Raw genomic sequence first — 485 nt, 5'->3', positions numbered from 1 at the left:
CGGTGTCCTCGTCGAATGCCTCGATCTCGAGCATCTCGTTGAGCGGCACGTAGGCGATCTCTTCGAGGCTCGTGAAGCCTTCGTCGATCAGGATGTCCGCGACTTCCTCGTCGACGTCGAGGCGCGCCATGAACAGGCCGCGCAGCGCGTCGCGCTCTTCGTTCTGCTTCTGGGCGGATTCGTCCGGCGTCATGATGTTGATCTGCCAGCCGGTCAGTTCGCTGGCAAGACGCACGTTCTGGCCGCTGCGGCCGATCGCGACAGCCAATTCGTTCTCGTCGACGACGACGTCCATCGAATGCTTTTCTTCATCGACGACGATCGACTGGACGGCCGCCGGCGCGAGCGCGCCGATCACGAACTGGGCGGGATCCTCCGACCATAGCACGATGTCGATGTTTTCGCCACCGAGCTCGTTGCGCACGGCCTGCACGCGCGAGCCGCGAATGCCGACGCACGTGCCGATCGGATCGATCCGCTTGTCG

At 63.7% G+C, this 485-nt stretch carries 1 pseudogene; it reads right to left on the bottom strand.

The features are described from left to right. Nucleotides 1-485 (bottom strand): annotated as a pseudogene (gene nusA, locus J5M56_RS24755) (transcription termination/antitermination protein NusA); the annotation flags it as partial.

It is taken from the genome of Pseudomonas sp. 51_B, assembly GCF_017491595.1.
GTDB classification, from domain to species: domain Bacteria; phylum Pseudomonadota; class Gammaproteobacteria; order Pseudomonadales; family Pseudomonadaceae; genus Aquipseudomonas; species Aquipseudomonas promysalinigenes.
The sequence above is the reverse complement of the archived record's forward strand: the minus strand, read 5'-3'. Positions and strand labels throughout refer to the sequence as shown.